Source organism: Halomonas sp. A40-4 (assembly GCF_015767635.1).
GTDB classification, from domain to species: domain Bacteria; phylum Pseudomonadota; class Gammaproteobacteria; order Pseudomonadales; family Halomonadaceae; genus Vreelandella; species Vreelandella janggokensis.
Map to the genome: position 1 here is coordinate 2263952 of NZ_CP065230.1, position 23600 is coordinate 2287551.

Here is a 23600-nt window from a genome sequence, read left to right on the forward strand (position 1 = left end):
CTGATTCACCGGCTGCTTCGCTGTCGCTTCCCATTGGGGAATGTAATGGCTTTGACGATGATGACACCAAACAGTTCACGGTGATCAGTCATTTTTCGCCATTCACGTTTAATCTACCCACATTGACCATTAATCATCGCGACTGTTCCGTGCCGTGGACACCAGGGGGCGAATATGTTCGTCAACGGCCTCGCGAGCACGAAAAATGCGCGAACGCACCGTACCCACCGGACACTGCATCACCTGTGCAATATCTTCATACGCCAGCCCGTCAAGTTCACGCAGCGTAATCGCGGTGCGCAAATCATCCGGCAGCTTTTCGATCGCCTCATAAACGGCGGCTTCCAGCTGGTCACGTGCAATCGACGCTTCGGGAGACTCGGCATCAGCCAGGCGACCGCTTTGGTCGACGATTTCGGCATCGGATATATCCAGATCGCTGCCGGGTGGACGCCGCCCGCGGGATACCAGGTGATTTTTGGCAGTATTGATCGCAATGCGATACATCCAGGTATAAAAGGCACTTTCCGAGCGAAACTTTCCCAGCGCTCGATAGGCCTTGATAAAAGCCTCTTGAGCGACGTCGTGAACTTCGGCATGGTCATGGACATAGCGCCCAATCAGGCCAATAATTTTATGCTGGTATTTCTTTACCAGCAGATCAAATGCACGTGTATCGCCTTTTTGGGCACGTTCTACAAGCTGTTGATCTGTTTCATGAGTGCCCATTCACACGCTCCCCCCACCCGGACGGTGACCGCCGAGCGCAACTCTTCCTTTAAACCCGATACATTGGGTGTTGACAGCAAGCAACATAACGTTCCTTGGGCATTGGTTAATCATTCGAATGACATGAATTGGCACTGTAACGTGATCGCCTTTTGATAGCTAAGTGTTACGCGTTCTGCACGGCGCATCAAGCGTTTACCCCTTGAACAAAACCCAGCGGCTGACTTCAATTTACCTCGCCAAGTTCCGCAACAATTGATTTTTACTGCGCTGACAAGCGATAGTAGGCGCCATTAATCGATCATCACGCACGCACAGGTAGCACAATGTCAGATCAGCAGGTCAACAATCTTAACGTCCTTGCCCAGGACGTACTTACCACCCCGGAAACCCTCAAGCAGGATGTGCCGCTTACCGATGCTGCCGAGCGCACCGTGATAGAGGGTCGTCATACCATCCAGCGCATTCTGGACGGCAGCGACCCGCGCTTGCTGATGGTAGTGGGCCCCTGTTCGATTCACGATGTCGATGCCGCCCTCGATTATGCCAAGCGCCTGCGCAAACTGGCGGATGAGGTCAGCGACAGCCTGTATATCGTGATGCGAGTGTATTTTGAAAAGCCCCGCACCACCGTCGGCTGGAAAGGCCTGATCAACGACCCGCACATCAACGACTCGTTCGAAATCGACGAAGGCCTGCATATCGCCCGCAAGCTGCTGGTCGACCTTGCCGAGATCGGCTTGCCGCTGGCCACCGAAGCCCTGGACCCGATCTCCCCCCAGTATTTGCAGGACTGCATCAGTTGGTCCGCTATCGGCGCGCGTACCACCGAGTCGCAAACCCACCGCGAGATGGCCTCTGGCCTGTCTTCACCGGTCGGCTTCAAGAACGGTACCGACGGCAGCCTGGACGTGGCGATCAATGCGCTGCAATCCGTCGCCAGCCCGCACAACTTTCTGGGCATCAACCAGTCGGGACAAGTCGCCATCATCCGTACCCGCGGGAACGGCTATGGTCACGTGGTACTGCGCGGCGGCAACGGCAAGCCCAACTACGATAGCGTGAGCGTGGCCCTGGCCGAGAAAGAGCTGAAAAAAGCCAACCTTTCCGCCAATATCATGATCGACTGCTCCCACGCCAACTCGAACAAGGACGCGGCACTTCAGCCCCTGGTCCTTGAAAACGTGACCAACCAGATATTGGATGGCAATACGTCCATCATCGGCCTGATGGTGGAATCCAATATTGGCTGGGGCAATCAGAAAGTCCCTGCCGATCTAAAAGACCTGCAATACGGCGTTTCGATTACCGATGCCTGCATCGATTGGCAAACCACCGTCGATGCCTTTACCCAGATGAACGCCAAACTGGCACCGGTTCTGGCCAAGCGCCGCCCGTCGTAACCCTGCCTGTCGCCCACCGCGTTGAACGCGGTGGGCGTCATGTCATGAGGCGATTTCACGCCTGAAAGGTGGCAGCGCATCCAGTAGCGCCTGACCGTAGCGTCGCGTGATGACGCGTTTATCCAACAACGTGATCGTGCCTTTGTCGCTTTCCTTGCGGATCAGTCGGCCGCAGGCCTGCACCAGCTTGATCGATGCATCCGGCACGCTGATGCGCATGAACGGGTTGCCGCCCTGGCTTTCGATCCACTCGGCAAGCGTCGCCCCCACGGGATCATCCGGCACCGCAAAGGGTAACCGTGTGATGACCACATGGGTCAGGTAATCACCCGGTAGATCGATGCCCTCGGCAAAACTGGCCAGTCCGAAAATAATACTGCCCTTACCGCTGTCCACCGCCGCGCGATGACGCTCAATCAGCTCCCGCTTGGGCAATGCATCCTGGGCCAGCACGCGCTCCCTGACGGGCTCACCCAGCGCCTTCTCGACCCCGCGCAGCTGCGCCCTTGATGAAAACAGCACCAGCGCCGCTTCGCGATCCGCCAGTTGGGTCACAAAGTCGACGATCGCCTTTTCGTGGGCGTCACGGTCACTCGGGTCCGTCGCTTCCTTGGGCACGCTCAGCACGGCATTGGCGTAATCAAACGGGCTGGGCAGCGCCTGATAGCGGTAGCGATTGGCAAGCCCTGCCCGCTCCTGAAGCCGCTCGAAGCGACCCAGCGCCGTCAGTGTTGCCGAGGTGACCACGGCGCCATGGCAGCGCCCCCAAAGGTGCTTGGCCAATGTGTGCGCGGCGGATACCGGGCTTGCCGAAAACTCGATTTCCGGCTCGCCAGCCACCCGGCTCAGGGTGATCCAGCGCGCGCTGGGCGGCGCATTGGCCGCGTCACGGTCGCTGAACGCTTGCCACAGTGAGTGGGCATCCAGCGACCGTCCGTGAAGCAGCGCCACCAGCGGCAGCCAGGTTTCCGCCTGCTCGCGGTCCAAGCCGGTCTGCTTGTCTGGATCGAGGCTTTCACGCAGCACATCGCTGATGCTCTCAAGACTGCGCGACAAGGTGGCAAACAAGGTTAACAACTGCTCGGCCTGTTCGCGCAGCGCATCAGGAATCTGCCCCTTTTCAAACCGCGACTGATGGGTGGTTTCTTCATCGGCCAGGCCATTGGCGCGACCCGCCAATTGATGTCCCATACTGAACACATCGCCCAACGCGGGTTCCAGGGTATGAATAAGCTCGGGCAAACCGGCAAGCAATCGGGCGATGGTTGGCTGGACAGCCAGCCCCTGGTTCAAGTCCGTCAAGCTGCTCTTGAGGGTTTTCAACCAGCGCAGGCAACCATTGATGGCAAAGCGGTGGGCAAAATGCGACAGCGCCTTGTCGGGCAGGTGATGGCCTTCATCGAATACGAAGATACAGTCGGCGGGGTCCGGCAGGATGGCACCGCCGCCCAGCGCCAGATCCGCCAGCACCAGGTCGTGGTTGGCCACGATGACATCGGCGTTTTCCAGTTCCCGGCGGGAGCGGAAAAACGCACAGGCACCAAAATGGCCGCAGCGGCGTCCGGTACACTGGCGGTGATCGACGGTCAGTCGACGCCAGTGGGCATCGTCGATCGCATGGGGCCAGTTATCCCGATCGCCCTCCCATTCACCCTGCCCGTAGGCCTCGGCCATATCGCTGGCAATCACGCCAAGGTCACTGCTCTGCGACTGCTGTGACTGCTCGAACAGCGAAAGCGTGGGATTTGGCTCCGCACCTTCCAGCGCCTGGTCCAGCCGCGCAACGCAGACATAGCGCCCACGCCCCTTGGCCAACGCATAGCGAAACGCCAAACCACTGTGATTCGCCAGGGATGGCAGGTCGTGATTGAGCACCTGTTCCTGGAGCGCCACAGTGGCGGTCGAAATGATCAACCGCTTGCCGCGAGCCTTGGCGATGGGCAGCGCGGCTACCAGGTAGGCCAGGGTTTTGCCCGTACCAGTCCCCGCCTCCAGCACACAAACGTGGTTGTCGCTGGTGCGCTTGCCCTCGTCGTCACACTCGATGCCCCCCAGCGTGCGGGCGATTTCAGCGATCATCAGCCGCTGCCCGTAGCGCGGGGTCAACCCGAGGTTTTCCACCACGCGACGGTAGGCGTCCTGAATCTCGCTTTTAAGGGCAGTATCGAGCATGCGGCTTAAAGCATACCTTCCGGCGGATGTTCGCAGGGCAGCTTGTCGTTGATATAGCGCTCGATCTCAGGCAGAGAAAAAGCATCCTCTTCGCCGACAAAGCTGATGGAGACGCCTTTTGCGCCTGCCCGGCCGGTCCGCCCGATACGGTGAACGTAATCTTCCGGGTCTTCCGGCAGCGTGTAGTTGATCACGTGACTGACGTCTTCGATATGAATGCCACGCCCTGCCACATCGGTGGCCACCAGCACCTGGATCTCGCCTTCGCGGAAGCTTTCCAGGGTCTTGATACGCTGGTTCTGCGGCACATCGCCTGACAGCATGGCGGCACTGATACCGGCTTTCTTGAGCAGACTGTCGAGCTGGCGTACCAGGTCACGGCGATTGCCGAACACCATCACCCGCTCGAAGCTTTCCTGCTCCAGCAGCTTGACCAACAAACGCTGCTTGTCATCGTCAGAGACCATGTAGACCCGCTGGTCGATATCGGCCTGATTCTCGACGGTCACTTCGATCTCGACGTGGGCAGGGTTCAGCGTCCATTGGCTGGCCAGGTTGAGAATATCGTCGGTGAAGGTGGCCGAGAACAGAAAGGTCTGGCGCTCTTCTTTCTTGGGCGTGTAGCGGATGATTCGCTTCACATCGGGAATAAAGCCCATCGATAGCATGCGATCGGCCTCATCCAGCACCAGCACTTCCACCTCGGAAAGGTCGATATCGCGCTTCTCGTGAAAATCGAGCAGGCGGCCGGGTGTGGCGACAAGCAGGTCGATCTTTTTACCCAGGCTATCGCGCTGCTTTTGATAATCCATCCCGCCCACGACGCTTGCCACGTTCAGCTTGGTAAAGCGGGCAAGGGCCTTGGCGTCCTTCTCGATCTGCAATGCCAGCTCACGGGTGGGCGCGATAATCAGCGCACGCGGCGCGCCGGGCTTCTGCCCATCCGGGGTTGGCTCTTCGAGAAAATAAGCCAGCGCCGAGATCAGGAAGGCAGCGGTTTTTCCGGTACCGGTCTGTGCCTTGCCGACAATATCGCCGCCCAGCAGCGTATGACGCAGTGCCTCGGCCTGAATGGGCGTGCAGTACTCAAACCCTTGAGCATGAATCGCGCGCATTAACGGCAGCGGCAGATCGAAGTCATGAAAGCGCCATTTGCCGGCCACGGCAGGCACCTGAAACTGGCGAAGATCCCAATTCGACTGACGACGACGCGGCTTCCGACGACGACGTTTAGGCTTACGGTTCTGGGCCGATGCTGTGGTCTGTTCCGACTCGCTCATAGGCTATCTATCTGTCCATTGCTGTGGATATTAGGCATCTTGACGCGCGCATTGTAACAGGGCTTGGCGATAAGAGCGCGCCCTGCTGTCGAAGGAGGTGACTAGACTGCTAGAATAGGCCCATTAACGAACCAAGGAGCGCGATATGACGCGTAAGAAAAAGACCCGTTCGCTGGCGGATAAAGTAACCATCAAAACCGGTCGGCGTAAAGATTATAAAAAGTGGCGTCATGATAACCCTGATCAGGTGACATCATCACGCCGTTTTGTGGCAAAAAAACAGCAGCAACGCAAACTTCAGGCCGTGCGCAAGCTGGCGCGCCAACAGAGCGGGCAGGATATCGCCATTCACCCCGACAAGGATACGGATAACCCGCCGGGAGATCGTTCGTGATGCGCCTTGTTTCTTTCAATATCAACGGCATTCGCGCGCGACTTCATCAACTGCAGGCATTGATCGAGTCGCAAAAGCCTGATGTGATCGGCCTTCAAGAAACCAAGGTGCAGGATAGCGAGTTCCCCCTCGCCGATGTGGAGGCCATGGGCTATCACGTTTACTACTACGGCCAAAAAGGCCACTACGGCGTTGCGCTGCTGTGCCGTCACAAGCCTGAGGCGGTCTTTTACGGCTTCCCCGACGATGACGAAGACGCCCAGCGCCGCATGATCGGCGTCAAACTCCTCGCCGACGATGGTCAGCCCGTCACCGTGTGGAACGGCTATTTCCCCCAGGGGGAAAATATCAACCACCCCACCAAGTTCCCGTACAAGACCCGCTTTTACCAGCAGCTGGCGCGCCTGCTTGACGAGCAGCACCAACCCGACGAGCGCGTTGCGGTAATGGGGGACTTTAACATTTCACCCGAGGACCAGGATATCGGCATCGGCGAAGCCAACCGCAAACGCTGGCTCCGCGAAGGCAAAACCAGCTTCCAGCCCATCGAACGTGAATGGCTGGAAGGTATCAAGGCGTGGGGATTGAGCGACAGCTACCGGCTTTGCCACCCCACCGATGCCGAGTGGTTCAGCTGGTTCGATTATCGCTCAAAAGGCTTTGATCGCGAACCCAAACGCGGGCTGCGCATCGACTATATTCTGGTTACCCAGCCGCTGGCCGAGTGTATCAGCGCCGCGGGAATCGACTATGTACTGCGCGGTATGCAGCGGCCCTCTGATCACGCCCCCACCTGGAGCGACTTCTCGCTCAGCCTGACGTCGGCGGAATAACCCACGCGGTCTGCTTTATAGTGAATGGCGCGGTGACTGCTCGAGCGTCGCCAGCCATTCAGCCGCCTGGTCATCGCCCAGCGACTGGGCACGGGACAGCGCCTTCTCGGCACGCTCATCCTGCCCCCAGGCAAAAGCGAGCTGTCCATATTGTCGCCAGTCGCTGCCTTCTTTGCTGAGGGTCGCTAATGCCCGCCAGGCATCAAGGGCCCGACTCTTGTCGCGGGCCTGATGCCAGGCGTTCGCCAACAGGCGCAGCGTGGTTTCATCCCGCACGATGTCGCCCGCTTCAAGCCATCGTTCAAGATACTCGGCGGCTCTGGCGGGCGTCCCCCCCGCCATGTGCAGGTTTATCAATTGCCAGCGGTCCTCGTCCTCATCCAACCTTCCCAGTCGCCAGGCGGTGTCCCACAACGCCGCGGCGATACCCGGCTGACCGGCCCGCTGAGCAAGACCGGCGGCTTGGCGCCAGTGAGTCGCATCACTGCCTTCATCAAGCCCGCCCAGCAAGACGTCAAGCGCCTGATCGGTTTGCTGGGTGCGCTGGTAGATCACCAGCGCCAATCTGCGTTGGGTAGCATCAGGCTCAGCGGTTTGGCTCAGGCTACGTTCAAGCCAATCCGCCGCTTCCTGCCAACGCTGATCGTCGGCGAGCCAGCGGGTCAGCTTCCAGGTGTCAGCGGCAGGGGCTGCGGTGCCCTGGGACTCGAGCCACTCGGCAAGCAAGTTGCTGGCCTGCGTCGTCTGCCCCGCCGTGCGGCGCAACGATGCCTCTTCGCGCAGCCAGCGGGCCGCCTGGGCTTGCTCACCTTCGGCCAGTTCGCGCGCTTGCGCCAAGCGATTTGCGGCATCACCCGGCTGGCCCTGGCGCGCCAGGGCGTTAGCGGCCAGCTGCTGATACAGCGCGCTGGCCCAGCGGTCAGCCGCATTCCCCGTTTGCAGACGGGTGGCTTGCTGGGTGGCCTGGGTGACCACGCTTGCGTATTGCGCGTCGCGTAATTGCGTCTGCAAGCGGTTCAGGTCGTCAATGATATCGCCGGGAAGCGCCGGGCTGGCGTGGGCAAGCGATGCCCACAAACCGATTAAACAGATGCACCCCCATACACGCATGGTCATACCTCAATAAAGTCGTTAACGCAGTTGAAACTCGATCCGCTGGGTCGCGTTGCGCAACCGATCACTAGGCTCGAACTGCCACTGCGCAATCGCGTCGCGGGCCGCATCGTCAAATACCCGACGTGGCTGGGCATCCGTAATGCGAATCGAAGAACCATCAACGCTGCCGTCACGACGTATGGTAAACGATACCTCAACAAAGCCCTCCATGCCGCGACGCTGGGCGCGAGCAGGGTACGTCGGATTGACCCGACTGGTCGGCGCGGCCTGACCGACATTGACCGGTTCATCCGACACTTCCTGCGGCGCTTCTGGCGCTGCCTCGCGCTCGGCGTCGGAAGGCTCGGCTTCACTTGGCTGCGCAACGGGGTCGGGCTGCGGCGTTGGTTCAGGCGCCGGCTCCGGTTCTGGCTGCGGCTCGGGTTCCGGCTCGGGCGTCGCCTCGGTCAATTCCGGCAACTCACTTTCCATCTCCACCGGCTCTTCGGGCGGCTCGGGCAGGTCAATCTCCGGCAAGGCAATGGTGCTGTCGGCCACCGGGGGCGGCTCGGGTGTCGGCATCGGCTGTGGCGGAGGCGTGGGTGCCTGTTCAGCCTGCGGGGGTGGTGCCTCTTCTTGCGGGGCTACTTCGGGGGCTTCCACCATGTTCATCGAGACCGTCTGCTCTGGTGGTTCCACCTGGTCGTCCGGCGGCGCGACCAGCAGCGCCAGCAGCCAAAACAGCCCAATCGCCAATATCCCACCACTCACCATGGATAATGCCTGGCGTATCATTGGCCGCTCCGGCTGGCCGCCACCGCCACCTGATCCACGCCGGCCTGGTCAAGACGGTCCATCACTTCAATCAGCAGCCCGGTGGTCGACTCGCGATCCGCCTGGATGACCACCGAGCCATCCTCGCTGAGCATGCCGGCGACTTCTTCGCCCACCCGGTGGGCGTCGATCGCGCGGCCATCCACCCATACCGCCCCTTCGGGCGAGAGCGCGACCAATACCTGGGCATCGGGCCTGGGACTGGCGTCACTCGACTCCGGGCGGTTGATCTCAATCCCGCTTTCCTTGATAAAGCTGGTGGTCACGATAAAGAAAATCAGCATGATGAACACCACGTCCAGCATCGGCGTGAGGTTCACCTCGGTATTGTCGTCAGCGCTTCCCATCGAACGTCGTCTACGCATCATTTTCCTCCACTGCTCGCGCCATCCGGTCGTGCAACCGCTGATCCTCGCGTCGAATAATGTGTTCCAGACGACTGATAAACAAAAGCCCGACCACGGCGATCGCCATGCCGGTCAGCGTCGGCAGCGTTGCCCGTGCCACGCCATCGGCCATTGCCCGGGCCTGATGGGTATCACTCAGCGACAGACTGTCGAAGACGCCGATCATGCCGGTCACGGTACCCAGCAGGCCAAACAGCGGGCATAACGCCACCAGCAGCTTTAGCCAGGGCAGCGGACGGCGCAAACGGACCACGAGGTCCGCCGTCCAGACGTTGCGCAGCGTGCGCGCGCTCCAGCTGTGATGGTCATCTCGCCTGGCCCAGCGATTGACAAGCTGGCGGCGTGCTCGCCGCCAGGTCATGCGATAGAACCAGAAGCGTTCAATGGCCATGCCAAATACCAGCAGCGCCACCACGGCCAGCACGACCAGCACCACGCCGCCCGCATTCATCAGCCGCTCGACGGGCTCAAGCCAAAGGGGAACGGTCAACATATCAGCTCACCGACACGTCTTGGGAAGGCTGCTGGGCTTCCAGGTGGTCGGCCAGCGCGGCACTTGCCTGCCCTTCAATAACATGAGTGAGGTGGCGACTGCGGCTTGACAGCGCCGTCTGCGCAAACAGCAGCGGTACGGCGGTAATCAGGCCAAGAACGGTCGTCACCAGCGCCTGGCTGATACCACCCGCCATGAGCTGCGGGTCGCCGGTGCCAAACACCGTGATCGCCTGGAAGGTCACGATCATGCCGGTGACCGTCCCCAACAGCCCCAGCAGGGGCGCGATGGCCGCCAGCAGTTTGACAATCGGCTGCCCGCGTTCCAGACGAGGCAGCTCGGCGAGCACCGCCTCATCCAGGCGTGCTTCCAATGCTTCCGGCGTCTGATGCTTGTCCATGCCTTCAAAGCGCAGCAGGACGCGCCCAAGGGGATTATGACCCTTGAGCTGGTCGGGGCTTTTCAGCTGACGATTCACTCGCTGACTGGTAACCAGCAGATAAAGGTATTGCAGCAAGGCAACCAACAAGCCAATGCCCCCCAGAGCAACGACCACATAGCCGACGTATCCGCCCTGATGGAAACGCTCCATCAGGGTGGGACGCTGCGCCAGGGCATCGATCACGCTACCTCGGGTTGGGTCCATCGCCATCACGCGCGTCTCGCCCTGATGATAAGCAGCCAGATAATCGGCTATTTCCGCTGGTGTCCGGGGCAGCACCGTCAAATGCCCTTCCTCGTCCTGGCGCAGTAAATCGGTGTTGGTAAATGCGGCGAAATCCCCCAGCCGCACGACGTTCTGAAGAGAAATTTCGCCACTGGCATCGGCCACGGGGCGTTCAAGCCGCTCTGCATTGCCGGTGTTCCGCGTCAGCATCGCCAGCCTGTCGACCACGTCTTCCAGCACTTCCCGCTCGAGCACGTTGACGTCACTCAGCCTTGGCGGCAACACGTCTTCATTCAAGGTCAGCCAGCTATCTTCACCCAGTGCGTTACGCACCTCGTTACTATGCTGGTTGAGGGCATCCAGCAGATTGCTTAGCGCTTCGCCCTGCTCTGACTGACGCGCCGCCAGGCGCTCCGCCTCGACCGACTGCGCGGCATCCTGTGCCTGCAGGGCATCGTGACGCGCCTGGGCGGTTTGCTGGCGATCCCGCGCCTGCTCCAGTGCCTCTTCAAGCGCCGCCTGGTCGTCCAGCAGCTTGATCAAGCGCTGCTGGTCACGAATTTCAGCGGCCTCGCGGGCCTCACGCAGCGAGGTTGTCTCCTGCGACTGCGCGTTCGCCAACGGGCTCAAGCTTGTCAGCCCCATCAGCAGCGCTACCATCACATAACGATGGCACTTCTTGAGATCGCGTATCATGGCTGCTCTCCCTGATCGGCCGAGACGGTGATGGAGAGCGGCAGCGTCAGGATATCCGGCGCCCGCTGGTCTTCCGCTATCCGCAGCCCGTCACGCACCGCCTGAAGGTGTTCGGCACTCAACGACTGCCACTCGCCGTCCTCGGCATTCCATACGCCGCCCTCGCGGCCATCGGGTGTCAGGTAGTAAAAACCGATACGCCCGATGCGCAGGAAGTCCACTTCCAGTTGCTGATCATCGTCTAAGCGCAAACGCCCACGCCAGGTATCCATTTCACGGCCGTAATCCAGCTCCGTGCGCCAGATATCGAGCATGCTTTCAATCTGCTCGGCGGGCTCCGCACCCTCGTCGTTTTTCAAGGTTTCGATGCGGGCCAGCCGCTGCTCTTTAAGAAACGGCAGATCGCGTTCGATCCACTGGGTGAGCTGGGCTTGCATGTTCTGCTCAATGTCCGGCAGCGCGGCGCGCGTATCGGCCAGGGTATCCAACGCGGAAGCCAGGCGGGCCTGCCGCTCGGCTTCCTCGGCCAAGCGGCCCGCTAACGAGGCGTTCTGGGATTCAAGCTGGCGAGTATCGCGCTCTAGCTCGCGCAGCTCTTGCAGCGCGGCCCGGGTCTGTTCATCGGCGCTATCTATCTGCTGTTGAAGCTCGGCTTGAAGCTGCTGGGCATCAATACCTTGACTGGCCTGCTCGAGCGTCTCGTCACTTGCCATTAGCGAACTGCTGGCCAGCATGCACGCTAGCCAGCAGCCCTGCATGGCAAAGAAAGGCTTATTCAGCACATCGACTCTCCGTCACTGATCACTGGCAGTCACCCTGCCGCTATAGAGAACACATCAAATATAAGAACGAGTTGCGTTTCATATCGAGTGCCCATAGCCTACCCACTTATAAAATAAATGACAATATTTATCATTAGCGTTCAGCTAACTTTAGCCTGCTACAAAACAAAAAAGGGAGCCGCTGGGGCTCCCGATCTTTATTAGGCTGTGTGCTCAATGATTGCCTAAAAAGCCCAATCATCGTCTTCGGTGGCGACGGCCTTGCCGATTACATAGGACGACCCTGAGCCGGAGAAGAAGTCGTGGTTCTCATCGGCATTGGGTGATAGCGCCGCCATGATCGTGGGGTCCACATCCGTTTCGCTGCTGGGAAAAAGCGGCTCGAAGCCGAGGTTCATCAGCGCCTTGTTGGCATTGTAGTGAAGGAACTTCTTGACGTCTTCGGTCAGCCCTACCTCGTCGTACAGCGACTCGGTGTAGCGGACTTCGTTGTCGTACAGCTCAAGCAGCAGCTCGTACGCGTAGTCCTTGACTTCCTGCTGGCGCTCCGGCGTTGCCTCGGCCAAATCCTGCTGGAACTTGTACCCGATGTAATAGCCGTGCACCGCTTCGTCGCGGATGATCAGGCGGATCAGGTCCGCCGTGTTGGTCAATTTGGCGTGGCTCGACCAGTACATCGGCAGGTAGAAGCCGGAGTAGAACAGGAACGACTCCAGGAAAACACTGGCCACCTTGCGCATCAGCGGATCGTCTGAGCGATAGCGGCCGAGAATCAGCTCCGACTTGGCCTGCAGCGTCGGATTTTCTTCACTCCAGCGAAAGGCATCGTCGACATCCCGGGTGGTGCACAGCGTCGAGAAAATCGAGCTGTAGGAGCGCGCATGAACCGATTCCATAAAGGCGATATTGGTGTAGACCGCCTCTTCGTGGGGCGTGCGCGCGTCTTCCATGAGTACCGGTGCGCCGACACTGCTCTGGATGGTATCCAGCAGCGTCAAGCCGGTGAACACGCGAATGGTCAGCTGTTTCTCTTTATCCGTCAGCGTATTCCACGACTGGATATCGTTGGACAGCGGGACTTTTTCCGGCAGCCAGAAGTTGCTGGTCAAACGGTTCCACACTTCGAGATCTTTATCGTCTTGCAGACGGTTCCAGTTAATCGCATCGACCCGCGATAAACGTTGCATCATGTTCATATCGTCAGTCTCTTGAAAGTCGTCGGACGCTTAAAGCGTGCAGGATACGCAGCCTTCAACCTCTGTACCTTCCAGCGCACTCTGGCGCAGGCGGATGTAATAGAGGGTTTTAATCCCTTTGCGCCAAGCGTAAATCTGCGCCTTGTTGATATCACGCGTGGTGGCGGTATCCGGGAAGAACAGGGTCAGCGACAGGCCCTGGTCGACGTGCTTGGACGCCTCGGCGTAGGTGTCGATAATCTTTTCAGGGCCGATTTCGTAGGCGTCCTGGAAGTAATCAAAATTGGCTTCATTGAGGAACGGCGCCGGGTAGTAAACCCGCCCCAGCTTGCCTTCCTTGCGGATCTCGATCTTGGCCGCGACCGGGTGAATGCTCGACGTCGAGTGATTAATGTAGGAAATCGAGCCCGTGGGCGGAACGGCCTGCAGGTTGCGGTTATACAGCCCGTGCGCCATGACGCTGGCTTTCAGCTCTTGCCAGTCCTGCTGGGTCGGCAAGGCGATACCGCTGCGCTCGAAAAGCCCACGCACTTTTTCGGTCCGCGGCTCCCAGGCGTGTTCGGTGTACTGATCGAAGAACTCACCCGACGCGTAGGTAGAGTCGGCAAAACCGGCGAAGGTATCGCCGTGCTCGATTGCCAGACGATTTGACGCCCGCAGCGCGTGAAAGGCGATGCAGTAGAAATACAGATTGGTAAAGTCCAGGCCTTCATCCGAGCCGTAATAGATATGCTCGCGTGCCAGGAAGCCATGCAGGTTCATCTGCCCAAGACCGATCGCCCGGGACTTGGCATTACCTTCCGCGATGGAGGGAACGCTGCTCAGGTTGCTCATTTCCGACACGGCCGTCAGACCCCGAATGGCCACCTCGACGCTGGTGCCGATATCGCCCGAGTCCATCACCTTGGCGATGTTCATCGACCCCAGGTTGCAGGAGATATCCTGGCCGATATGCCGATAGCCGAGATCTTCGTCATAATCCGTCGGCGTGTTCACCTGAAGGATTTCCGAGCACAGGTTGCTCATGTTGATCCGGCCCGCGATGGGGTTGGCGCGGTTCACCGTATCTTCGAACATGATGTAGGGATAACCGGACTCGAACTGCAGTTCGGCCAGGGTCTGGAAGAAGGCGCGCGCGTTGATCTTCTGCTTGCGGATACGCGCGTCCGCCACCATTTCGTGATACTTCTCGGTCACGCTGATATCACCGAAGGGCACGCCGTAGACCCGCTCTACGTCATAGGGCGAGAACAGGTACATATCTTCGTTGCGCTTGGCGAGTTCGAAGGTGATATCGGGAATCGTCACCCCTAGCGAGAGCGTTTTAATGCGGATTTTTTCATCGGCATTTTCACGCTTGGTATCCAGGAAGCGCAGGATATCGGGATGGTGAGCGTTCAGGTACACAGCACCGGCCCCCTGACGCGCGCCGAGCTGGTTGGCGTAGGAAAACGCATCCTCGAGCAGCTTCATGATCGGGATAATCCCCGACGACTGGTTTTCAATGCGCTTGATGGGGGCGCCTGACTCACGAATATTGCTGAGCAGGAAGGCAACGCCGCCGCCCCGCTTGGAAAGCTGCAGCGCCGAATTGATCGAGCGGCCGATCGACTCCATGTTGTCTTCGATGCGCAGCAAAAAGCACGACACCAGTTCACCGCGCTGCTGCTTACCGCAGTTCAGGAAGGTGGGGGTCGCCGGCTGGAAACGGCCGCTGATAATTTCATCGACCAGCGACTTGGCCAGGGTTTCATCCCCACGCGCCAGGGCAAGCGCGACCATGCAAACGCGGTCTTCGTAGCGTTCAAGGTAACGCTTGCCATCAAAGGTCTTCAGCGTATAGCTGGTGTAATACTTGAAGGCGCCAAGGAAGCTTGGAAAACGAAACTTGTAGGCATACGCCTGCTCGAACAGCGCTTTGACGAAAGAAAAGTCATACTGCGCCAGCGTGTCCGCTTCGTAGTACTGCTCCTCGACCAGGTAATCGAGCTTCTCTTCGAGGGAGTGGAAAAACACGGTGTTCTGATTGACGTGCTGCAGGAAGTACTGACGTGCGGCTTCGCGGTCTTTATCCAACTGCAGCTCACCGTTGGCACCATAAAGATTCAGCATGGCGTTCAGCGCATGGTAATCCATGGTGCGACCGTCGCTTGCCGCCGCAGGCCTTTGCGTTTCAGTGACGTTTTTTGAGGCTAGGGTTGTCGTTTCCAAAACTCTTCTACTCCTTCACGGACCTTGGCGACGTCTTCGTCGGTGCCAAACAGTTCGAATCGATAAAGCAACGGTACCTGGCATTTTTCCGCAATGATGCGGCCCGCCAAGCCATACGCGTCGCCAAAGTTGGTGTTACCCGCGGCAATCACCCCGCGTATCAGGTGGCGATTGTGCTCGTCATTCAGGAACCGGATCACTTGACCCGGCACCGCGCCCTTCGCCTGGCCGCCACCATAGGTGGGCGTTACCAAAATGTAAGGCTGATCCACCTGGGGTACCGGCGCTTCCCGATTAAGCGGCAAGCGCTGTGCAACCAAACCTGTTTTTTCAATGAAACGGTGGGTATTACCTGATTTGGTGGAAAAGTACACCAGATTGCCGACCATGGAGGGCGTGCGTCCATCTGTCAGCATGGGTAACTTACGCCAGGGCTTGGATGCGGTCTGGACGGAAGCCTGACCAATGGTCTTCACCGGCAACGACGACCGGCAACTGACGATAGCCCAGCGCTTCAACTTCTTCCTGGGCACCCGATTCGGCGGTGATGTCGATCACGGTATAAGGAAGTCCCTGCTTGTCCAGCGCGCGATAGGTAGCGGTGCACTGAACACAGGCTGGCTTGCTATAAATTTGAATTTCCATGGTCATTTCCCTTTTCATAGCGGCATTTTTCGGGTAGGGCATATCTTGTGCCCGCCCCCTATAGAAGCTACAACGCATACTATATATAGACCATCAGAAAATCAATTCAAGCATATGTGGTATTTTTCATCCACAGGATATTGACAGCTATTGCCCATTACTATTCACGACAGCAAAAAAAACCGCCTCCGATTAAGGAGGCGGTTTTTAAGCAGACACCATCAGATGGCGTCATACGTAGCGCGGCTAGGTGTTAGGCGGTGGCCGCTTGGTAGCGACGTTCGACGTCTTCCCAGTTCACTACGTTAAAGAAAGCGGCGACATAGTCAGGGCGCTTGTTCTGGTACTTGAGGTAGTACGCATGCTCCCAGACATCCAGGCCTAACACCGGCGTATTGCCGTGCATCAGCGGGCTGTCCTGGTTCAGTGTGTTTTCAACGACCAGTTTTTTCTCGGGCGTGACGGATAGCCAGGCCCAGCCACTACCGAAACGACCAAGCGCTGCTTTTTTGAACGCTTCCTGGAAAGCCTCAAAACCGCCTAACTCGGCATCGATAGCCTTGGCCACGCCGCCTTGTGGCTGACCGCCGCCATTGGGTGACATCATTTGCCAGAACATGGAGTGGTTGGCGTGACCACCGCCGTTATTGATGACGGGCTGACGCTTGTCTTCCGGAACACGGTCCAGGTTGGACACAAGCTCTTCCACCGGCACGTCCTCAAGCCCGGTGCCTTCCAGCGCAGCATTCAGGTTGGTGACATAGGTGTTGTGGTGACGAGAATGGTGGATCTCCATGGTCATCGCATCAATGTGCGGTTCTAGCGCATCGTACGCGTAGGGTAACTCTGGAAGTGTATGTGCCATATTGATCATCTCCTTTCAGTGGCTTTCTTTGCGTTCAGCAATATCCGGTTTCAATAACTAGGTATGGTCACCTCATTGCTTTTTCAACCGCAAGGGGCTGATTTCGCTTTTGCCCCAGCATTTTAGTCAACTAATGACAGTTTATCTAACCCAGCTCATATAAAAAAGCCGACTTCACATGAAGTCGGCTTTTAATTCCGAGATTTCAGATGGTTACAGCTTACCTTCCAGCTCTGGGAGGATCTCGAACAGATCGCCCACCAGGCCATAATCGGCAACCTGGAAGATCGGCGCTTCGTCGTCCTTGTTGATCGCGACAATCACCTTGGAGTCTTTCATGCCCGCCAGGTGCTGGATGGCACCGGAAATCCCTACCGCGATATACAGCTCCGGGGCAACGATTTTACCGGTCTGACCGACCTGCATGTCGTTGGGAACAAAGCCGGCATCAACCGCGGCGCGGGAGGCACCAATCGCCGCCCCAAGCTTGTCGGCAATGCCGTCGAGCAGCTTGAAGTTCTCACCGTTGCCCATGCCGCGGCCGCCGGAAATCACCACCTTGGCGCCGCCAAGCTCCGGGCGGTCCGACTCGGCAAGCTCCTGCTTGACGAAACTGGACTGGGCATTGTCGACCACGGTATCAACGGCTTCGATGGTGGCGCTGCCGCCATCACCCACGGCATCAAAGCCGGTGGTACGCACGGTGATGACTTTCAGCGCGTCGTCGCTCTTGACCGTCGCAATGGCGTTGCCGGCGTAAATCGGGCGCTTGAAGGTATCAGCGCTATCCACGGCAAGCACATCGGAAAGCTGGCTGACATCTTTCAAGGCCGCCAGACGCGGCAGTACGTTCTTGCCAGTGGTAGAGGCGCTGGCCAGCACGTGGGTGTAGCCATCGGCCAGTTCGACCAGCAGCGCGCCCATGGGCTCAGCAAGCTGGTGGGCATAAACGGCGTTATCCGCAACGCGTACTTTACTCACACCGTCAAGCTTGGCCGCCGCCTCGGCCGCGGCCTGAACGCCTTCACCGGCGACAAGAACGTCGATATCGCCACCAATGGCTTTAGCCGCGGCCACGACGTGGGCCGTGGCGCCCGCCAGTTGGCCTTCATGCAGGTCGGCAAGTACCAAAATGCTCATAAAATCAGCTCCTTTCAAAGCGCTTGTCTCGAAGAACTTGTCTCAAAGTACGGGTTGTAAAGAACCGACCTTAAAGAACCTTGGCTTCGTTTTTCAGTTTGTCGATCAGCTCGTCTACCGAGGCCACTTTGATACCGCCCTTGCGCTCCGCTGGCGATTCGACTTTCAAAAGGCTGACCTTGGACGCCATCTCGACACCCAGATCGGCGGGGGTCTTCACGTCCATGGGCTTTTTCTTGGCTTTCATGATATCCGGCAGCTTGGCGTAGCGCGGCTCGTTGAGGCGCAGGTCGGTCGTGACGATCGCCGGCAGCGTCAATGCAACCGTCTGCAGGCCGCCATCGATTTCACGGGTGACGTGAACCTTGTCACCGTCGACGGCCACCTCTGACGCAAAGGTACCCTGGGGCAGGTTGGTCAAGGCGGCAAGCATCTGGCCGGTCTGGTTATTGTCGGTGTCAATGGCCTGCTTGCCGAGAATCACCATGCCCGGTTGCTCTTCATCAACCACCTTGGCCAGCAGCTTGGCCACGGCCAGCGATTCAGCGCGCTCGTCGGTTTCGATATGAATGGCGCGATCCGCGCCCAGCGCCAGCGCGGTGCGCAGTTGCTCCTGGGCGGCCTTGGGGCCCACCGTCACGGCGACCACTTCCGTCGCAACGCCCTTCTCTTTCAGACGCACGGCTTCTTCCACGGCAATTTCGCAGAAAGGGTTCATGGCCATTTTGACGTTGGTAAGATCGACGTCAGAGTGGTCTGCTTTGACACGAATTTTGACGTTGTAGTCGATGACGCGTTTCACCGCGACAAGTACTTTCATAGGTTCCTCGCTTGGCTTGTGGTGAAGCCGTTAACCCTGGATGGCACCCACCTGGCAGGCACCTTGAGAAGCTTGGGATATCACATTGCGGCCCATGGAAAGGCTACCGCATAAAATTCATTCGAGCGTTTGATAGGTGTGCAAGTAAAAAACCTTTTTAATTTGCCATAGCCTACCTGCCTGCAACAATAGGGGTTGCTTACGGCCTTGGTCGAATCCCCATCGATAGATAGGCCGCCATTCACCATCGCTAAATGTTAAATCGCCATTTAGCATCGTAGGCGTGACCTTACACAGGTATTATGCCTATTATGAAGGATAACCAGAAGCAAACGACCGTTTAAAATTAAGGCCATGTTTTTATAAGCTAGTTCCCAATCGCTAGTCATTGTAAACAATGGCCCTTATGAGAGTAAGGAGACACCAGGTGGATAACGTTGAACGCGATGTGATGGACTTTGACGTGGTCATCGTCGGAGCTGGTCCCTCAGGACTGGCAGCAGCCTGCCGTCTAATGCAGCAGGCCAACGACGCGGAGCAGGAACTGACCGTCTGCGTGGTTGAAAAAGGCTCGGAAGTCGGCGCGCATATTCTGTCCGGCGCCGTGTTTGAACCCCGCGCTCTCAATGAGCTGTTTCCCGACTGGCAAGAGCGCGGCGCGCCCCTCAACACGCCCGCCATCCGCGATGATGTTTACCTGCTGAAAGATGCTGACAAGGCGCAGAAACTGCCCAACGCGCTGGTGCCCAAGAGCATGCATAATACCGGCGGCGACCTTACCCGCTACGTGATCAGCGCGGGCAACCTGTGCCGCTGGCTGGCCGAACAGGCAGAGGCCCTGGGCGTGGAGATATTCCCGGGCTTTGCCGCCCAGGAAGCCATCGTTGAAGACGGTGCGGTACGCGGCATCCTCATCGGTGACATGGGCGTGGCCGCCGACGGCTCGCCAAAAGATAGCCACATGCCCGGCATGGAACTGCGCGCAAAATACACCCTGTTTGCCGAAGGCGCCCGCGGCCATATTGGCAAACGCTTGATCGAGGACTTTTCCCTCGACGCCGGACGCGACCCACAGCACTACGGTATCGGCCTGAAGGAACTTTGGGACGTGCCTGCCGACAAGCATGAACCGGGCGTCGTGCTGCACGGCTCTGGCTGGCCGCTGGGCAACAATGCACATGGTGGCTGGTTCCTCTACCACGCTGAAAATCAGCAGGTAGTGGTCGGGCTGATCATGGACCTGAGCTACCAGAACCCCTGGCTGTCACCGTTCGACGAATTCCAGCGCATGAAGCATCACCCGGTACTCAGCCAGTATCTGGAAGGCGGAAAACGCGTCGCCTACGGCGCCCGGGCGATCACAAAAGGCGGCTTCAACTGCCTGCCCAAAATGACGTTTCCAGGCGGCCTGCTCATCGGCTGCGATGCGGGCACGCTCAATTTTGCCAAGATCAAGGGTCTGCACACAGCCATGAAGTCGGGCATGGTGGCGGCAGAAAGCGTGTTTGAAGCGATCAAGAACGGCGACGAGGGCGCCCAGGAACTGACGAGCTTCACCGACAAATGGGAAGCCAGCTGGGCATATCAAGAACTGAAAGAAAGCGCCAGTTTCGGCCCGGCGATTCATAAATACGGCACTGTCGGCGGCGGCGCGTATAATTTTGCCAATCAGCTATTGGGCAACAAACTACCCAACCTTCACGATACGACCACCGACCATGGGGCTCTCAAGCCCGCCGACGAGTGCGAGAAAATCGACTACCCCAAACCCGACGGCAAGCTATCATTCGACAAACCTTCGTCGGTGTTCCTGTCCAACACCAACCACGAAGAAAACCAGCCTTGCCACCTGCGGCTGGACGATCCTGACCTACCGATTCGCGACAACCTGCCCAAGTACGCTGAACCCGCGCAGCGCTACTGCCCGGTAGGTGTCTACGAAGTCGTCGAAGATGATCAGGGCGAACCTCGCTTCCAGATCAATTTCCAGAACTGCATCCACTGCAAGACCTGCGATATCAAGGATCCGGCTCAGAATATTACCTGGGTAGCACCGGAGGGCGGCGGCGGCCCCAATTACCCGAATATGTAGCGGTCGCTGTGACGCAACCCGCATGTCAATAAGCCTAAATGCCCCATCACTGGGGCATTTTCTTTATCAGGCCAGCCGCTCGATGGGCGCTCGGCTGGCAATCAGTCGTCGCCGCCCTGCCTGATCAAAGCGCACATCAATCACCGGGTCGCTTGGGTTACCTTCCACGGTGGCCACCTCGCCTTCGCCGAATACCGCATGGTGCAACCGCTGGCCAGGATAGAACGCGCTTGCGGTGTAGCCTGCCTGGGGGGCCTGAACCTGGGGCGCGGCCAATTCAATGTCATCACGCCCTAGCTGGCTGAGATAACGTCCCACAAGCGATGGCGACGTGACCGTCAGCGTGGGCGACGGCGTCTTGTCGCTGGCCAGGCAGGCGGCGACCTGCATGCTGTCCTGCCAGGCACTTTCGGCAATAAAACGGCTGGGGCGATGTGCACCGCCGTCGTGAAGCACAAGCAACTGTTCTTTCGAGCGCGTGATCGCGACGTAAAACAGCCGCCGTTCTTCTTCCAGGCGGTCATCGGTGAGCGGGTTATCCCGACTGTAATAAGGAAAGTCTTCCTCGTTGACACCCGCCACGGCGACGAAGGGCCACTCAAGCCCCTTGGCGCCGTGAACGGTGCTGATCAGCACCCCCGCCGCTTGATTCTCTACCGGCCGCTCCAACAACTCGATAAATGCATCCGGGTCTGAAACGCTTTGCGCCTGCTCGATCAGCACGTCCAGCAAACGCACGTCCTCTTCGCCCTTATCGCGCCGGGCGGCGGCGCGTTTCAGGGTTTTCTCGGCCTCGATGGTGTCGACCACGTACTGCAACAGCTTGGCGGGCGGCCATGCACTGAGCTGCGGCAGTTCGCACAGCAACGCCCAGCGTTTTTTCAGCGTGCGCCGTTGGATGGGCTTTAAATCACTGATCACCGGGTCGTGATTTTCCGGCCATGCTTGACGACTGGCGAGCTGCCGAGCTAGGCGCTGCAGGCGCTCACGGGCCACGAAAGGCGTGGGCTGGGCCAGCAGCAAGGTGAGTTGTTCGGGATCTTGCAGCAATGTCGGACGACGGGAAAGTTTTAAATACCCGGCCAGCGCCTGAACCAGCGGCAGGCGAAACACAAAGCGGTCTTCCCGGGCCAGCCGAAAGGGGATGCCAGCCTGCAGAAGCGCCAGTTGAAACGGCACCGAGAGCGCCCAGCTGCGTACCAGGAGACTCACGTCGCTCAACACACGGCCCTGCGCCTGCCAGTCAATCAACGCATCCAGCAGCTGTCGACCGCCCTGCCCCACTGACAAGCGGGTATCCGGATTGTGGGTCGCGGCCAAACATAGCTGATCCGGCCGACGCTGGTTGGCGGCAATCGCATGGTTGGCCGCCAGTGCCAGGGCATGGCCGTGGCGAAACGTGGTCGAGAGAGGGTAATCGGTTGCTTCACCAAAGGTGGTGGTAAAGTTTTCCAGCATGGTATCCGGCCGCGCGCCGCGCCACTCGTAGATACACTGGTTGGCGTCGCCGACCGCCATCACGGAGGCTCTTTTACCCGCCAGAACCGCCAGCAAGCGCTGCTGGGCCGCATTGATATCCTGATACTCATCGATGATCACGTGATCGAGAAAGCCCTCTACCCGGCTGCGTAAGGCGCTATCGGCCTCGATTGCCTGCAGCGGACGGTAAAGCAAATCCGCATAGGTCATCACCCCTTCACTACGCAGCAGGCGTTCGGCCTCCTTGAAGGCGGCGGGGAAATAGTCCGTATCGGGGTCGTAATTGAGACGTTCAAAGAGGGCCTCTGGCGCCATCATTTCGGCTTTAACCAGACCGCAAAAATGGGCCAGCGTCTCGAGTCGATCGCCTTCCAGCGCCGCATCGCGGCGCTCAACGGCATCGCTGAGCACATTCAGGCTGGCCTGGCGAAGCAAACGCTCGAGCTGCCATTCCGCCGACAACAGGCGACGCGGCGCCAGGACGCCCCAGCGGCACAGGCTTTGCGTCAGCCGGTGACCCAGCGAGTGGAAGGTACGAACGTCAGGTAACGCCTGGCCGGATGGCGCCATACTGGCCAACCGACGCTGAAAATCTTCCCGGGCGGAGCGGTTAAACATCAGCACCAGGATGCGCTTGGGCGGAACACCACTGCCGAGCAAATAGTGAACCCGCGCGGCCATGGTGGTGGTTTTACCGGCGCCGGCCACCGCTGCAACACGGGCATGGCCCTCATCGTGGTGAATGACGGCTTGCTGTTCAGCGGTTAGCTTCACGACCCCTCGCTGGGCGATAACCCATCAAGCTCATGCCCTTCAAGGTAGCCGATGGGATGCCAGTGACCAGCACTGTAGACACTCAGCGCCTGACGACCGGCCCTTTCATCGCGTAACTCAGCAACGTCGGCAAGCTGATAATAGACATGGCGATGCAACCTGGCAGCCAGTCCGAAACGTACGGCAATTTCCGGCACATGGTCTCCCTGGGGCGTCTCGCTCAACGTCAGGGGGTGCTCGGCATCAAGGCGCACGACGTCGTCAAACTGCGTGGTCAACCACCATGCATCGTCACGAAAATCGGCTTCCACGGCGACTAGCGGCCGATCGTCCACCTGAATACGCCAGCGCTCGATCGGTGTTACCAGGCAATAGCCCTCGGCATCATGACGCAGCAAGGTCGACAGCAACCGCGCGACGCTGGCACGGGCAAAGGGCACGCCCTCGTGCCACCAGCCACCCTGGGCGTCGATACGTATATCCATATCGCCTGACAAGGCGGGCTGCCAGTCATCAAGTGGCGGTATGCTGGAAGCGCCCTGGCGATAATCAAGCAATCGGTCTATGTTCATCGTATTACCTCGCCCTGGCCC

At 58.9% G+C, this 23600-nt stretch carries 21 protein-coding genes and 1 pseudogene; 4 read left to right on the forward strand and 18 right to left on the reverse strand.

Going from position 1 to position 23600, the window contains the following annotated elements; translation table 11 throughout:
• Positions 1–129: 129 nt before the first annotated feature.
• Positions 130–729, reverse strand: coding sequence for an RNA polymerase sigma factor RpoE (rpoE, locus tag IT895_RS10555; protein WP_066320008.1), 600 nt, complete (start codon positions 727–729; stop codon positions 130–132).
• Positions 730–1055: 326 nt separating this feature from the next.
• On the opposite strand from rpoE, the gene IT895_RS10560 reads away from it, so the two are divergent.
• A complete protein-coding gene (locus IT895_RS10560) occupies positions 1056–2132 on the forward strand; it encodes a 3-deoxy-7-phosphoheptulonate synthase (RefSeq protein WP_066320000.1) in 1077 nt (358 codons plus the stop codon).
• 42 nt (positions 2133–2174) lie between these two features.
• Here IT895_RS10560 and dinG read toward each other — a convergent pair whose 3' ends face one another.
• Together dinG and rhlB are read right to left on the reverse strand one after the other, a co-directional pair.
• Positions 2175–4304, reverse strand: a complete 2130-nt coding sequence (dinG, locus tag IT895_RS10565; RefSeq protein WP_199283443.1) for an ATP-dependent DNA helicase DinG — start codon at positions 4302–4304, stop codon at positions 2175–2177.
• A gap of 5 nt (positions 4305–4309) precedes the next feature.
• Positions 4310–5584 (reverse strand): ATP-dependent RNA helicase RhlB, encoded by a 1275-nt coding sequence (gene rhlB / locus IT895_RS10570; protein ID WP_066319994.1) that lies wholly within the window; start codon positions 5582–5584, stop codon positions 4310–4312.
• Between the two features lie 145 nt (positions 5585–5729).
• Here rhlB and IT895_RS10575 point away from each other — a divergent pair, with 145 nt between their 5' ends.
• Both IT895_RS10575 and xthA read left to right on the forward strand, forming a co-directional pair.
• The gene (locus tag IT895_RS10575) at positions 5730–5978 is read left to right on the forward strand and encodes a hypothetical protein (RefSeq protein ID WP_066319991.1); all 249 of its coding nucleotides are present in this window, start codon (positions 5730–5732) and stop codon (positions 5976–5978) included.
• Positions 5978–6811, forward strand: a complete 834-nt coding sequence (gene xthA / locus IT895_RS10580; protein ID WP_092825190.1) for an exodeoxyribonuclease III — start codon at positions 5978–5980, stop codon at positions 6809–6811. The genes IT895_RS10575 and xthA overlap by 1 nt, the downstream gene beginning before the upstream one ends.
• Positions 6812–6826: 15 nt before the next feature.
• On the opposite strand, the gene IT895_RS10585 is transcribed toward xthA, so the two are convergent.
• From IT895_RS10585 to IT895_RS10645, 13 genes and pseudogenes are all read right to left on the reverse strand, one after another.
• Entirely contained in the window at positions 6827–7921 is a 1095-nt protein-coding gene (locus IT895_RS10585; protein WP_199283444.1) for a tetratricopeptide repeat protein, read from the reverse strand.
• Between the two features lie 21 nt (positions 7922–7942).
• On the reverse strand, positions 7943–8701 hold the full coding sequence (locus IT895_RS10590; RefSeq protein WP_199283445.1) for an energy transducer TonB: 759 nt from the start codon (positions 8699–8701) through the stop codon (positions 7943–7945).
• The gene (locus IT895_RS10595) at positions 8698–9105 is read right to left on the reverse strand and encodes an ExbD/TolR family protein (protein ID WP_066319978.1); all 408 of its coding nucleotides are present in this window, start codon (positions 9103–9105) and stop codon (positions 8698–8700) included. Before IT895_RS10595 ends, IT895_RS10590 begins: the two co-directional genes overlap by 4 nt.
• Entirely contained in the window at positions 9098–9640 is a 543-nt protein-coding gene (locus IT895_RS10600; protein WP_066319976.1) for a MotA/TolQ/ExbB proton channel family protein, read from the reverse strand. Before IT895_RS10600 ends, IT895_RS10595 begins: the two co-directional genes overlap by 8 nt.
• A 1-nt stretch (position 9641) precedes the next feature.
• The gene (locus tag IT895_RS10605) at positions 9642–11003 is read right to left on the reverse strand and encodes a MotA/TolQ/ExbB proton channel family protein (RefSeq protein ID WP_233337219.1); all 1362 of its coding nucleotides are present in this window, start codon (positions 11001–11003) and stop codon (positions 9642–9644) included.
• On the reverse strand, positions 11000–11785 hold the full coding sequence (locus IT895_RS10610; RefSeq protein WP_085918802.1) for a DUF3450 domain-containing protein: 786 nt from the start codon (positions 11783–11785) through the stop codon (positions 11000–11002). Before IT895_RS10610 ends, IT895_RS10605 begins: the two co-directional genes overlap by 4 nt.
• A gap of 224 nt (positions 11786–12009) precedes the next feature.
• Positions 12010–12984: pseudogene (gene nrdF / locus IT895_RS10615) on the reverse strand (class 1b ribonucleoside-diphosphate reductase subunit beta); the annotation flags it as partial.
• Between the two features lie 27 nt (positions 12985–13011).
• Positions 13012–15192 (reverse strand): class 1b ribonucleoside-diphosphate reductase subunit alpha, encoded by a 2181-nt coding sequence (gene nrdE, locus IT895_RS10620; protein WP_442786518.1) that lies wholly within the window; start codon positions 15190–15192, stop codon positions 13012–13014.
• On the reverse strand, positions 15174–15608 hold the full coding sequence (nrdI, locus tag IT895_RS10625) for a class Ib ribonucleoside-diphosphate reductase assembly flavoprotein NrdI (RefSeq protein WP_233337220.1): 435 nt from the start codon (positions 15606–15608) through the stop codon (positions 15174–15176). Before nrdI ends, nrdE begins: the two co-directional genes overlap by 19 nt.
• A gap of 7 nt (positions 15609–15615) precedes the next feature.
• Positions 15616–15837: a glutaredoxin-like protein NrdH gene (nrdH, locus tag IT895_RS10630; RefSeq protein WP_066320999.1), complete on the reverse strand. Its 222-nt coding sequence runs from the start codon at positions 15835–15837 to the stop codon at positions 15616–15618.
• 253 nt (positions 15838–16090) lie between these two features.
• On the reverse strand, positions 16091–16702 hold the full coding sequence (locus tag IT895_RS10635) for a superoxide dismutase (RefSeq protein WP_085918820.1): 612 nt from the start codon (positions 16700–16702) through the stop codon (positions 16091–16093).
• 213 nt (positions 16703–16915) lie between these two features.
• Positions 16916–17842 (reverse strand): electron transfer flavoprotein subunit alpha/FixB family protein, encoded by a 927-nt coding sequence (locus IT895_RS10640; protein ID WP_199283446.1) that lies wholly within the window; start codon positions 17840–17842, stop codon positions 16916–16918.
• Positions 17843–17912: 70 nt separating this feature from the next.
• The gene (locus IT895_RS10645; RefSeq protein ID WP_085918054.1) at positions 17913–18662 is read right to left on the reverse strand and encodes an electron transfer flavoprotein subunit beta/FixA family protein; all 750 of its coding nucleotides are present in this window, start codon (positions 18660–18662) and stop codon (positions 17913–17915) included.
• Between the two features lie 427 nt (positions 18663–19089).
• On the opposite strand from IT895_RS10645, the gene IT895_RS10650 reads away from it, so the two are divergent.
• Positions 19090–20754 (forward strand): electron transfer flavoprotein-ubiquinone oxidoreductase, encoded by a 1665-nt coding sequence (locus IT895_RS10650; protein ID WP_199283447.1) that lies wholly within the window; start codon positions 19090–19092, stop codon positions 20752–20754.
• A gap of 66 nt (positions 20755–20820) precedes the next feature.
• On the opposite strand, the gene IT895_RS10655 is transcribed toward IT895_RS10650, so the two are convergent.
• Together IT895_RS10655 and IT895_RS10660 are read right to left on the reverse strand one after the other, a co-directional pair.
• Positions 20821–23007: an ATP-dependent helicase gene (locus IT895_RS10655; RefSeq protein ID WP_085918052.1), complete on the reverse strand. Its 2187-nt coding sequence runs from the start codon at positions 23005–23007 to the stop codon at positions 20821–20823.
• Positions 23004–23579 (reverse strand): DUF1285 domain-containing protein, encoded by a 576-nt coding sequence (locus IT895_RS10660; RefSeq protein WP_085918051.1) that lies wholly within the window; start codon positions 23577–23579, stop codon positions 23004–23006. Before IT895_RS10660 ends, IT895_RS10655 begins: the two co-directional genes overlap by 4 nt.
• Positions 23580–23600: the final 21 nt, after the last annotated feature.

Coding starts and splice junctions, on each gene's coding strand:
- rpoE (WP_066320008.1), bottom strand. CDS start 729: ATGGGCACTCATGAAACAGATCAACAGCTTGTAGAACGTGCCCAAAAA.
- IT895_RS10560 (WP_066320000.1), top strand. CDS start 1,056: ATGTCAGATCAGCAGGTCAACAATCTTAACGTCCTTGCCCAGGACGTA.
- dinG (WP_199283443.1), bottom strand. CDS start 4,304: ATGCTCGATACTGCCCTTAAAAGCGAGATTCAGGACGCCTACCGTCGC.
- rhlB (WP_066319994.1), bottom strand. CDS start 5,584: ATGAGCGAGTCGGAACAGACCACAGCATCGGCCCAGAACCGTAAGCCT.
- IT895_RS10575 (WP_066319991.1), top strand. CDS start 5,730: ATGACGCGTAAGAAAAAGACCCGTTCGCTGGCGGATAAAGTAACCATC.
- xthA (WP_092825190.1), top strand. CDS start 5,978: ATGCGCCTTGTTTCTTTCAATATCAACGGCATTCGCGCGCGACTTCAT.
- IT895_RS10585 (WP_199283444.1), bottom strand. CDS start 7,921: ATGCGTGTATGGGGGTGCATCTGTTTAATCGGTTTGTGGGCATCGCTT.
- IT895_RS10590 (WP_199283445.1), bottom strand. CDS start 8,701: ATGATACGCCAGGCATTATCCATGGTGAGTGGTGGGATATTGGCGATT.
- IT895_RS10595 (WP_066319978.1), bottom strand. CDS start 9,105: ATGCGTAGACGACGTTCGATGGGAAGCGCTGACGACAATACCGAGGTG.
- IT895_RS10600 (WP_066319976.1), bottom strand. CDS start 9,640: ATGTTGACCGTTCCCCTTTGGCTTGAGCCCGTCGAGCGGCTGATGAAT.
- IT895_RS10605 (WP_233337219.1), bottom strand. CDS start 11,003: ATGATACGCGATCTCAAGAAGTGCCATCGTTATGTGATGGTAGCGCTG.
- nrdI (WP_233337220.1), bottom strand. CDS start 15,608: ATGCTGACAGATGGACGCACGCCCTCCATGGTCGGCAATCTGGTGTAC.
- nrdH (WP_066320999.1), bottom strand. CDS start 15,837: ATGGAAATTCAAATTTATAGCAAGCCAGCCTGTGTTCAGTGCACCGCT.
- IT895_RS10635 (WP_085918820.1), bottom strand. CDS start 16,702: ATGGCACATACACTTCCAGAGTTACCCTACGCGTACGATGCGCTAGAA.
- IT895_RS10640 (WP_199283446.1), bottom strand. CDS start 17,842: ATGAGCATTTTGGTACTTGCCGACCTGCATGAAGGCCAACTGGCGGGC.
- IT895_RS10645 (WP_085918054.1), bottom strand. CDS start 18,662: ATGAAAGTACTTGTCGCGGTGAAACGCGTCATCGACTACAACGTCAAA.
- IT895_RS10660 (WP_085918051.1), bottom strand. CDS start 23,579: ATGAACATAGACCGATTGCTTGATTATCGCCAGGGCGCTTCCAGCATA.